The organism is Vibrio sp. IB15 (assembly GCF_016406055.1).
Lineage (GTDB): Bacteria > Pseudomonadota > Gammaproteobacteria > Enterobacterales > Vibrionaceae > Vibrio > Vibrio chagasii.
Genome location: NZ_JAEFCE010000034.1, coordinates 43,942 through 54,544, shown reverse-complemented (window position 1 = coordinate 54,544; position 10,603 = coordinate 43,942). Strand labels below are relative to the sequence as shown.

Annotated in this window: 10 protein-coding genes; 5 read left to right on the top strand and 5 right to left on the bottom strand. The window is 42.5% G+C overall.

Annotation, left to right across the window (positions count from 1 at the left end; genetic code table 11):
- Positions 1-74: 74 nt before the first annotated feature.
- Complete coding sequence (locus tag JC606_RS13740) at positions 75-827, bottom strand: DeoR/GlpR family DNA-binding transcription regulator (RefSeq protein ID WP_198778782.1); 753 nt, start codon at positions 825-827, stop codon at positions 75-77.
- Positions 828-836: 9 nt separating this feature from the next.
- Complete coding sequence (locus JC606_RS13735; protein WP_198778781.1) at positions 837-1,541, bottom strand: glycerophosphodiester phosphodiesterase family protein; 705 nt, start codon at positions 1,539-1,541, stop codon at positions 837-839.
- A 273-nt stretch (positions 1,542-1,814) separates the two neighbouring features.
- Between JC606_RS13735 and JC606_RS13730 the strand changes: the two genes are divergently transcribed.
- From JC606_RS13730 to JC606_RS13710, 5 genes are all read left to right on the top strand, one after another.
- Positions 1,815-2,828, top strand: a complete 1,014-nt coding sequence (locus tag JC606_RS13730; protein WP_198778780.1) for a C4-dicarboxylate TRAP transporter substrate-binding protein — start codon at positions 1,815-1,817, stop codon at positions 2,826-2,828.
- 103 nt (positions 2,829-2,931) lie between these two features.
- Positions 2,932-3,396, top strand: a complete 465-nt coding sequence (locus JC606_RS13725; protein ID WP_050651502.1) for a TRAP transporter small permease — start codon at positions 2,932-2,934, stop codon at positions 3,394-3,396.
- A 9-nt stretch (positions 3,397-3,405) separates the two neighbouring features.
- Positions 3,406-4,689 carry a TRAP transporter large permease gene (locus JC606_RS13720; protein ID WP_198778779.1) on the top strand — a complete coding sequence of 428 codons (1,284 nt, stop codon included), beginning with the start codon at positions 3,406-3,408 and terminating at the stop codon, positions 4,687-4,689.
- Between the two features lie 35 nt (positions 4,690-4,724).
- Positions 4,725-5,510 (top strand): HAD-IIB family hydrolase, encoded by a 786-nt coding sequence (locus JC606_RS13715; RefSeq protein ID WP_105057368.1) that lies wholly within the window; start codon positions 4,725-4,727, stop codon positions 5,508-5,510.
- A 259-nt stretch (positions 5,511-5,769) separates the two neighbouring features.
- Positions 5,770-6,696, top strand: a complete 927-nt coding sequence (locus tag JC606_RS13710) for a LysR family transcriptional regulator (RefSeq protein ID WP_198778778.1) — start codon at positions 5,770-5,772, stop codon at positions 6,694-6,696.
- A gap of 129 nt (positions 6,697-6,825) precedes the next feature.
- Here JC606_RS13710 and bcsG read toward each other — a convergent pair whose 3' ends face one another.
- The 3 genes from bcsG to bcsE are packed head-to-tail and all read right to left on the bottom strand — an operon-like array spanning position 6,826 to position 10,207.
- The gene (bcsG, locus tag JC606_RS13705; protein ID WP_137408367.1) at positions 6,826-8,451 is read right to left on the bottom strand and encodes a cellulose biosynthesis protein BcsG; all 1,626 of its coding nucleotides are present in this window, start codon (positions 8,449-8,451) and stop codon (positions 6,826-6,828) included.
- Positions 8,451-8,627, bottom strand: coding sequence for a hypothetical protein (locus JC606_RS13700; protein ID WP_008219898.1), 177 nt, complete (start codon positions 8,625-8,627; stop codon positions 8,451-8,453). Before JC606_RS13700 ends, bcsG begins: the two co-directional genes overlap by 1 nt.
- The gene (gene bcsE, locus JC606_RS13695; protein WP_137408366.1) at positions 8,624-10,207 is read right to left on the bottom strand and encodes a cellulose biosynthesis protein BcsE; all 1,584 of its coding nucleotides are present in this window, start codon (positions 10,205-10,207) and stop codon (positions 8,624-8,626) included. The genes JC606_RS13700 and bcsE overlap by 4 nt, the downstream gene beginning before the upstream one ends.
- Positions 10,208-10,603 lie beyond the last annotated feature (396 nt).

Sequence of the window (10,603 nt, the reverse complement as noted above, 5' to 3'; positions counted from 1 at the left end):
TTCTTCTTGAAGATAAAAGCGGCTTTCCCCGGAAAGCCGCGATGAACCTTTTTTTCTATCTATGTTTTTCATCTTTATTGGTGTGCTTCGTCTTCGACCAAATGTATGTTTAATTCCGATGGCAGCTGAGTGTTGTTCGTGTAGATGCGGTCAAAATCATTCAGTGACGCTACCTTTAGAGCGGCAAAGTGTCCCCATTTACTGGCATCCGCGACAAGCCAGCTTTCGCGGCTGTTCTTTATGATCGACTTGGATAGGTCAGCTTCAACTTGTTCATGCTCCATGGCGAAGTGACTGTCTGTTACTGAACCACAACCACAGATGCCGATGTCTGCTTCAAAGTCGGAAAAGAAGTGGACCACGCTACTTCCCACCATGTCTTGGTGCTCTCGTCTGAACAAACCACCCGCCAAATACACTTCAATCTGCTCATTTGCCTCAAGGATGCGAGCCACCTGAAGGTTATTAGTGATCACTCGTAACGCTGGCTTTGCTAACAAATACTGCGCAATTCGAGTGACGGTGGTACCAATGCCCATCATGACGGTTGAACCTTCTGGTATCGCATCGGCAACTGCGATAGCAATACTGTCTTTTGTTTCTGACTCAACGTCAGCGCGGAATCGATAACTCGTGTTCGTGAGCGTAGTAGGTAGGCTGACACCTCCGTGCACTCTACGCGCTAGACCTTGCTCACACAGGTGGTTTACGTCACGGCGAATGGTTTGAGTAGTGACAGAAAACAACTCGGCTAAGTGGTCAATCTGAATATCTTGGTTTGCTTTAAGCGTTGCGAGTATTTCTTTCTGGCGATGGTTCAGTTCCATAGAAGCCCACTAAAATTGGTTTGGTACGTCAGTGATGATGTTATCGACGCCTAGGTTGAAATATTTAGCCGCCAATTGTGGATCGTTCAGAGTCCATATTTTAAGAACTGCGCCTGAAGCTTTGATCGCTTTTGCTATTTTCTCATCAAGAATGCGGTGATCGATATGAATGCTGTAAAGATCAAGTGACTGAAGGGATTCCAGGCTGAAATCGTTCCACACTTCGCAGATAAAACCACGTTTAACCTCAGGCATCATTTGCTGGCAAAGACTTAGCGCCTCTTTTTTGAAGCTTGAGATGAGCAGTTTTTCAATAGGGAACTGCTTTTGCTCAATCAGTGCGATTACTGTTTCAACGAGTGGCTGAATAGCCTTATCGTCATAAATTTTGATCTCAAGGTTCAGAGTTACATCAAGTTCTAGGCATTTATCGAACGCTTCGCTCAAAGTAGGAATCGTAGTCCCCGCGAACTCGCTACCAAACCAACTACCAGCATCTAACGTCTTGAGTGTGGTTAAGTCTAAATCGGCGATATTACCCGTTCCGTTAGTACAACGATTGACTGCCTTGTCATGAAAAACCATAGGGATGCCATCAGCGCTCAACTGGGTATCAATTTCAATCCATTTAGCACCAGCTTTCGCTGCGTGTTCAATACTCACTAACGTATTTTCAGGTGCTAAAGAAGCGGCACCGCGGTGGCCTGTGATCATAATTCAATCTCGATGTTCATTTGAAAATTCAGGAAACAGTAGCTCTACTTTATTACAGATTTATTAACTCTCCACCATATTGCGCTGTTTTAAATGAGAACTAGTTAAAAAGAGTTGGATAGAGTTTGTACAATAGTGAGACCTTATACTCACTATGTTCAAATCATCAAGATAAATGTTCATATGAATGTAATAATTCACTCACATACTCTACGAAAACTTAATAACACCCTCTATATTTAGAAAACGATAGCCACATAAAGGTGATTAAAAATGAAAAAGCTATTAGGTACAGTAATTATGGCGGCAACGCTGCTTGTTGGTTGTGGTGAAGCTGACAAGGCTGGTTCTGAAGCTAAAGACGAGCCGATCAATATCAACATGAGCCTTGTGTTCACTCAAAATGAGCTGCTTACACAAGAGTTAATCAAAGCGACCGACAAAATTCGAGAAAGAACCGATGGCTCGGTAAACATTAAAGTCTTCCCTGGTGGTCAATTGCCTGTTTACAAAGATAACTTGGAACAAGTGGTTAACGGTGCCAACTGGATTGCCGTAGAGGATTTGACTTATCTAGGTGATTACGTGCCTGACTTTGCTGCACTGGCAGGTCCAATGCTGTACAACACCTATGATGAATATTTAGCGATGATGGACACTGATTTCGTCGCTGGCCTTAAGGCTAAAGCGGAAGATAAGGGCATCAAAGTATTGAACGCAGACTACATGTTTGGCTTCCGCCACATGATCACCAATAAAGAGATCGTTAACTCTGATGACATGAAAGGCATGCGTATTCGTGTTCCACAAAGTCAGCTGTTCATCAGTACACTTTCAGCAATGGGCGCAGCTCCAGCTTCTCTTCCATTCCCTGAGACCTACGCAGGCGTTCAGCAAGGCGTTGTCGACGGTCTTGAAGGTTCTATCCTGACAATGTACTCAACCAAGATCTACGAAGTGGCTAAGAACATGTCTTTGACTAAGCACTTCCTTGGCACTGTGGGTATCTACATTTCGCCTATGCTTTGGGACAAATTTACGCCAGAGCAACAACAGATCATCAACGAAGAGCTAGAGGCTGGTGCTGAATCTAACACTGCTGAGCTAGTTAAACTGGATGTTGAATACACTCAGAAACTTGAAGAGCTAGGCGTTACCTTTAATGAAGTGAATTCTGAAGAGTTCAACCAGTTAACGGCAGATGTGTACAACCAGTTCCCAAGCTGGAGTGAAGGCATACACGTGACGATCATGAAAGAGCTAGAAACGATCCGAGCTGCACAGTAGTTCTGCATAAATTAATTAGTTAATGATTACGGCCTAAATATTCTTAGGCCGTTTTATTCCTGAAATACCCACGTTGTACTAGGTATTTCATCGGAGAAGTCTTTTGTTTTTATTGAAAAATATTGAAGAAATCCTCGCTTCTATCGCTATTTCGATCACCGTATTGGTTGTTATCGTTAACGTCGTCTTGCGTTATGGATTTGGTTTTGTTGTCCCATGGAGTGAAGAGCTGTCGGTGATTTGCTTCATTTGGGCTGTCTACTTAGGGATTAGCTCCTGTTACAAACACAAGCTTCACATGGGTGTGGATGTGGTGGTTGCCATGTTGCCAGAAAAAGCAAAAATCCCATTTAGATTGTGTGTTTCCGTTTTCCTACTGGCTCTGAACATTTTAATGGCAGTTCTGAGTTATCAATATCTCATGCTATCTAACAAAGTAACACCGGTCATGGGCGTATCTTATTTTGTTATCAATGGCGTGTTGTTGCTTTGTTTCTCATTGATGGCGATTCACACCGTTCGATTTATCGCGAACGATGTCGCTTCTCTAAAGCGCTCTTCTAAGTAGGTACGATTCATGGAAAGCTATCTTCCAATCCTTATTCTGTTTGTTCTGTTTCTTTTGAACATCCCCATCGCGTTTTCTCTGATTGCATCGGCGATGGTTTACTTTCTTTTTATCAATGACTCTATTCCGGTGAGCTTGGTAATGCAGCGCTTTATTAGTTCTGCTGAGTCTTTTCCGTTGTTGGCCATCCCGTTCTTTATCATGGTGGGTTCGGTGATGAACTATGCGGGGATCAGTAAGCGCTTACTCGCCTTTGCCGATTCTATGATTGGCCATAAAACCGGTGGTCTGGCTCAAGTGAATGTAGCGCTGAGTACTCTGATGGGCGGTATCTCTGGCTCTGCCAATGCGGATGCGGCGATGCAGTCGAAGATTCTTGCTCCCGAGATGACTAAGCGTGGCTATGACTTGCCATTCACGGCAGCTGTAACAGCTGCGTCATCAAGTATCAGCCCTGTGATTCCACCGGGTATTAACCTAATCATCTTTGCTTTATTAGCGAACGTGTCAGTCCATCAAATGTTTATAGCGGGTTACGTGCCGGCATTTTTGATGGCGCTGTCGCTGATGGTGACAATCGCGTTTATTGCTCGTAAGCGCCGTTACAAACCGTCTCGCTCTGAGCCAGCTTCTGCCAAAGAGCGTTTTCACTACTTCTTGAAAGCGATACCGGCACTGTTGATCCCATTTGGCATTATTTTAGGCATGCGTTTTGGCTTGTTCACGCCTACTGAAGCGGGTGCGATTGCTGTATTACTCTGCGCGATTATTGGCATCTTTGTCTATCGTCAACTGGGTTTGCGCCATATCCCGCTGATCATGCGTGAAACAGTGCAAGGCACCAGTAGTGTCATGTTCATCATTATCGGTGCGATGGTCTTTGGTTACTACATGACGCTAGAGCAGATCCCACACAATGTTGCGTCTGCTTTGATTGAGCTGACAGACAACAAGCTCGTCTTGCTGTTGTTGATTAACGTGCTGCTGTTAGTGGTGGGTATGTTTATCGAAGGTGGTGCCGCGATGATCATACTCACGTCATTACTATTGCCAGCTGTGCTTAACCTAGGCGTTAATCCGGTTCACTTCGGTATTATCGTGATTGTGAATATCATGATTGGTGGTGTGACTCCGCCATTTGGCTCGATGATGTTTACGGTTTGCTCGATTTTAAAAGTTCGTATGGTCGACTTCGTAAGAGAAGTGGCTCCGTTGTTGCTAGCACTACTCACGGTTCTGATGCTGCTGACTTTCTCTGAAAGCTTAGTGATGTTTTTACCGAATTTGCTTTAACACTGTTTAGTGATTAATTATTTAGAGGTGTAGAAATGAATTCGGTATCGAATGAATTGAACCAAAATTGGAAAAAGATAGATTGGGTGTTAACTGATGTGGACGACACCTTAACCTGGCAAGGTCAATTGCCTCCTGAAACCTTGATTGCGTTAAGCAAGCTGCGTGATTCAGGGAAAAAAGTAGTTGCGGTAACGGGCGCATGTGCAGGGTGGTGTGATCATATTGCTCAGCTGTGGCCTGTTGATGCGGTTCTCGGCGAGAATGGCGCTTTCATTATGGAAAAGAAAAACGGTTATCTGACATTGCGCTCAGATATTCCCTTGCCAGAAGTCAGTGCTAATCAGAGCAAACTGAAAGAACAAGTCTTAGCTATTTTGAGCGATTACCCAGAGCTGAGTTTAACGCTCGATCAGTCGTATCGCTTGTGTGAGGTCGCGATAGACATTGGACAAAACCGTCCTAAAGTTGATGATGCGATTATTGAAGAGATAGTCTCAAAGATTCACGCGTTAGGTGCACATGCTACAGCAAGCTCTATTCACATTAATGCTTGGTATGGTGAGCACTCTAAGAAAGCAACATCGACCGCCTTTCTTAAAGAGAAGGGACTATCTGACCAAGAAATAGTTGAGCGTAGTTGCTATGTCGGTGACTCGATGAACGATCAATACATGTTTGAAATTTTGCCGAACAGTGTCGGTGTGGCGAATATTCAGCATTACTGGGAACGACTAGAACATCACCCATCAGTGGTGATGAGCAAGCCTGGCGGGTATGGTTTCTCTGAATTTGTCGACAAGCTGCTTGCCTTAAAATAGCGACAGTTTAGCGGCTTCAAACAGCCGATAGTGAACATCAAACACAGCTCATTTCTTCGTTGAATTGAGCTGTGTTTTTGTTTTATTTGGCGCGAATACATACTTCTTCTATATCGTGCCTATCGCTCTTCAAGGACTTGTGTTGGTGACTCAGCCCACAACTTGCAAACTTGTTGTGTCGGTATCTCAATTCCTAGATAGGCAAATGAGAAAATTGTGAGACGCTTGCCGTGTGTCTGTCGAATCACAAGGAAGTTGCATGCATTATTTTAATCTCCGTGCGCTTGAGTATCTGAATGCGTTATCAAAATATGGGTCGCTGCGTAAAGCGTCTAAGATGATGAACGTTGACCCTGCGGCAATGAGTCGAATGCTGACGCAGCTTGAAGCACAAGCAGAAATGAAGGTGTGGGAGCGCAACAACCGCCAATCTCTGCTGACTGAGGCGGGCAACGAGTTATTGAACTATTACCGCTCCATCGTTCGCAGTGAAACGGCGGTGCTGGCTCGCCTAACCAAGCTGAAAAACCTCAAGGGCGGTAACGTTAGCATCGCGATAGGGGAAGGGTTTATCACAAACTTGGTCTCTAAACCCATGCAGACCTTCATGGCTCGATACCCTGATATCAATTTATCGATTGAAATTGCGGGTGCGTTGGATGCCGTGAAAATGTTGGAGGATCAACAGATCGATTTCGCGATTACCTATGCGTCTGCTCCTCACCCTAAACTGCATTCACACGTCGAGCGTAGTCATCCTCTAGAGCTAATCGCTCCAAAAGGGCACATACTGACGACGCAACAAGCACCAGTGACACTGCAAGATGTTAGAGAGGCTTCTATTGCTTTGATCGACAACTCGACAGGTATGGGGAGGCTCGTAAAGCAGGCCGAACAAAACTCTCATCTCACTTTGCAACCTAAGCTTCAAACTAACTCTGTTACCGCGCTAACTAACTTCGTTTCGGCAGGCCTAGGCGTGACCTTTATGCCTAAGCTCACTGTGCTTGATGAGATCAAATCGGGACAAATTGAAGTGGTTGCAACTGAGCTAGACACCTTTTCTAAAGCGACGGTGAAAGTTCAATCTCTTAAAGGCCGAGCACTGTCATTGCAAGCCGAAACCTTTTTAGACTTTCTCATCGAGAACGCCACATTCTTAAGTCATGATGCTCACAATATCTAGGTCGAGGTACGCTGGTGCACATTTAGGTTAAGCAATTCGATAACTGGTAGGTATTAAAAAGCCAGTGATTGATTCACTGGCTTGCCTCTTACTCGTCCTATTTTGGTAATGATAGAGCCTGATTAACGACTACTTATTTGGATATTCAATCCAACTAGATCCATCTAATGTGACGTAATATTTGCCATCGACTTCAATTACTGTTGAGCCAGAATTTTGGGCTACGAGGGGTGTTTCTGGTAAGTTTTGAGTTAGTTTCTTTGGACTGAACTGTGTATCACTATAGATATCTTCCTCTAGAATATTGGATACTAATTGCGAGAGTGCTAGGTAGCTTGAAGGAGCGGTGACATGTATTGTCTCTCCGTCACGTTTGATATTTTCCCCGAAAATCTTAATGCCTACTGGAGTATGCACGATACCAGGGGCTGGTATTTCTCTCATACCTTGTATTTGCATTCTATCGCCCCGCATACCTGCTCCGTGTTCAGGTACTAAAGCAACAACAATATTACGTTTTGATGCTTCAAGCTGTTTGAAAAAATCATAAAGATCGTCAAGCAGGTTTTTCAAACGCTTTTTATAACTGATCATTGACGTACTGGACTTAGAATTTATGATTCGATTGCCATCATGTAGTGAGATCGAGTTATACAATGCTACGACTTTTTCATCACTGCTGTTTAGCCTTTGTTGTAGCCAGTTATCTAGGACTTGTTTGTCTCGGAATATTGAAGAGCCGTCAAATGACTTTTGGTAAGGCTTAAAGCCATCCTGAGGCATGAGTTCTGCTGCTATGTCACCATCCTTTTTAATTAGTTCAAGGAAGCTGTCAAAGACACCGTTATGGTTCATTAATAGGTTTTCTTCGAAGCCTAAGTTTTTGAGATTATCAAACAGGTAACATTGGTTTGAAGGTGCTGATGCGAACAGCTGGCTGTGTTCTTGTTGACCACAACTCGCTCTTAATAGACGAATAACAGCAGGGCCACTATATGATGTGCCGGCACTAAAGTTGTCGAACATGATGTCGAATTCTTTAAACAGCGGGTGATCTGCTAACCCTGCAATCTCGATGTCGTCCCACGCGACTGAACAAATACTTAAAAATAGTAGGTCAAAGGGGGCTGATGATTGGCTGCTTTGACTAAAATCGACAGAACGAGATGCTTCTTTCTCGAAAAAATTTGTAGTCATTTTATTCAGGGATTGGTCATTTATTTCAGTTATTTGTGGTTGCGACGGCGTTGGCAGGGTAGACTCGTTTTTTTGTGTTAAGTCATTGCTAACAACCTGAACTGAAGGTTCAGGACTGTCTGGTAGGCTGACATAAAGCATCGCGATAACGACGAAGACCGAGATACGTAGAAATCTACTTAGGATGTAGTAACCTGCACATAGCGTAAATAAGCCTAGCAGTGCTTCAACTGAAACAAACCGCCCTATAAGCTCAATAAGATATCCAATCTCAAACTGTGCGAGTTGTCCTACTTGCGCCCAAAGCCTATCTAGCGGCGGAAGGTAAGAATCATAATGCAGTAACCAAGCAGCTATCACAACCGCGATAAGATGGCGAGCTACATTGATTGGCTTCAGTGTCACGGGAAGTAATATAAATAGTAATAAAGCGAAGTTTTCAATTGGGTGGAAGTCAATCGTCCCTTGAACGAAAAGAGCCACTTTTGCGATAAAATAGATGTTCCACCAACCCAAACTTAGGTTTGAAAGAATGGAATCCTTAAGATGTGGTTTCATTATTTTAGCTTCTTATTTTTAGTGATAGTGGCATCTTGTTCGAAATACCGTGAACGTGTGAAGTGACGTTGATAAACACGTATACTAAATTCCACAGCATCACGAAGAAAGTAACCGAGTAGCCCCCCAATTAAGGCGCTGATAGTTGCCGTGAGTAGAAAGTCATTAATGTTCATATGGTTCCCTTTGAGGCGATAACTTTTTTTATTGCAAATAGGGGGGGGACGTCTGTTACGGGGTGAGTAGCCTCTGAAAAAATCTTTTCTTCTGTCGTTAATTGTGACACTTCAGATGAGATTGTGGCCTGATCTTTTATGATGTATTGCAATTCGGCTTCGATATCATGTTGAGTGTCATAAGTTTGAACCGTATAAAACAGATCGCGAATAGGAAACTCGAAAACGTTACTCAGTGCAACGTTGATGTCGTTGTGGCGGATCGCACTAAAAAGGATATAAAGAGCATTATTACATGCAGTGACGACATCGCCATCTCTACGGATATGGCAGAGACGTAGGCAATCTTCAGCCGTCATTCCAGGTAACAAACTAAGCTTGATTAACGCAAACCTAACATTGGAGCGTGATGACATAGCAATCAACTCACCACAATAGTCTTTAAACTCAGTGTTTAGCATATAACCTTTATTTCCGAACTTTAGGTCATACTTGAGGAGAGACTCGATATTCTTCGGTAATGGGCGAGTGGATAACTGGCCTTGTATTGCCTCGACTTGTGTCATAAAGCGCATGTGAGGAAGTTGAACAGGACAGATCAAATTAACTCCTGCGCGAAGTAGAAACTTTTCGTCTGTGTATCTTAGGCACTGCTCAGTCTCGCGAATAACTATTTTTAGTTGGTTCCCCGCTTTAGCACGTAACCTAAAGCAGTCAATAGCTAACTGCCTAACTTCTTTCTGATTGGTGCAACTAAAGATAACGGTTGAAGCTCTTGGACTATCGAGCATCTTTAGTAGCGTTTGGTTGTCATTCGCTACATGTACGCTTTTGGGAACCTTAACGCCCTCACTCAAGACTTCTTTGCTCACATAGATTCGATCGTTGTCCGCTTTATCTTCGATTATGTCTAGCGAGCTTAGGTTCTGGTTTAAGGTAGCCTCTAATTGACCGTTACTTGAACTCGTAAGAATATATTCACTATCAGACTTAACACCATGTTTATTGCACCAAAAATCAACAAGGTAGTTATAACTAGACTCATCGATTGGAGTCATAGTTGCAAGCCCTGCGATGTAGCGGTTATTAGTGAGCAATTTTGGTTTTAATATTGACGTTGCAAGGTTGCCGTAAATACATAAATTGATGGATAAGTGCTTTTTATGAGCAATACTTTGTATATTGTATAGAAATTTATCAATTTCATTGTCATCACAGTGAGCGAGCAAGCTGTCATGAATAAATAAAATATAAGTAGAATGGCTTTTTATATTGATATTGTGAATATCAAGTGACAGTGAAATTGGATTGATTGTTTTTTTCGACTGATGGCTATTAACAAAATACATTTTTTCTAATGACGTTTTTGCTAAGTGATTGATTTTTGATATTACTTCTTCAGTGAGCCCTGTCAAAAAAGTTTCTTTGTCAGTAAATATTGTAAGTGAAGTGTTATCTTTGTTTTTTAATAAGTTGAATAAGGAATCGATTGCTAGTCTTTTGTGTGTGAATAAATTGACGTATACAGATTCATATTCTCTTTCACTGGTCGTTGCCGGTAGCCCATGAATCGAGTGCATAAAATTCCTTAGTTTCATGTGGTTAAGTTTTTTGATAGCTAGCATATAACACAGAGCATTATGCGTTGAAGCTTTAGAGCTGAGTTGTGACAATAAAATGACGCGGATATCTTAATCAAGTTTGATCGAAAATTAAAATAGATATATTATAATTTTTCAGATGACTATGTGTTACATGATGAATCATAGTCAGTTTAAATAAATGTGTCCATGTCATTGATTTTAAATATAGATGTTTCGTAAGTAGTTACAACTTGTCTTTATGTTGCTAATTCCTTATTACCTAAGAAGACACCATTTATTGAACGAAAGTAGTGTGAGTCAAGATTTCATTGCTCATATGTACATCCTATTCATGTTCTGCGCATAGGTTCGTGCGTTAAATAGTTATCAGCG

Coding starts and splice junctions, on each gene's coding strand:
- bcsE (WP_137408366.1), bottom strand. CDS start 10,207: ATGCACTCGATTCATGGGCTACCGGCAACGACCAGTGAAAGAGAATAT.
- JC606_RS13700 (WP_008219898.1), bottom strand. CDS start 8,627: ATGAACATTAATGACTTTCTACTCACGGCAACTATCAGCGCCTTAATT.
- JC606_RS13720 (WP_198778779.1), top strand. CDS start 3,406: ATGGAAAGCTATCTTCCAATCCTTATTCTGTTTGTTCTGTTTCTTTTG.
- JC606_RS13710 (WP_198778778.1), top strand. CDS start 5,770: ATGCATTATTTTAATCTCCGTGCGCTTGAGTATCTGAATGCGTTATCA.
- JC606_RS13730 (WP_198778780.1), top strand. CDS start 1,815: ATGAAAAAGCTATTAGGTACAGTAATTATGGCGGCAACGCTGCTTGTT.
- bcsG (WP_137408367.1), bottom strand. CDS start 8,451: ATGAAACCACATCTTAAGGATTCCATTCTTTCAAACCTAAGTTTGGGT.
- JC606_RS13735 (WP_198778781.1), bottom strand. CDS start 1,541: ATGATCACAGGCCACCGCGGTGCCGCTTCTTTAGCACCTGAAAATACG.
- JC606_RS13740 (WP_198778782.1), bottom strand. CDS start 827: ATGGAACTGAACCATCGCCAGAAAGAAATACTCGCAACGCTTAAAGCA.
- JC606_RS13715 (WP_105057368.1), top strand. CDS start 4,725: ATGAATTCGGTATCGAATGAATTGAACCAAAATTGGAAAAAGATAGAT.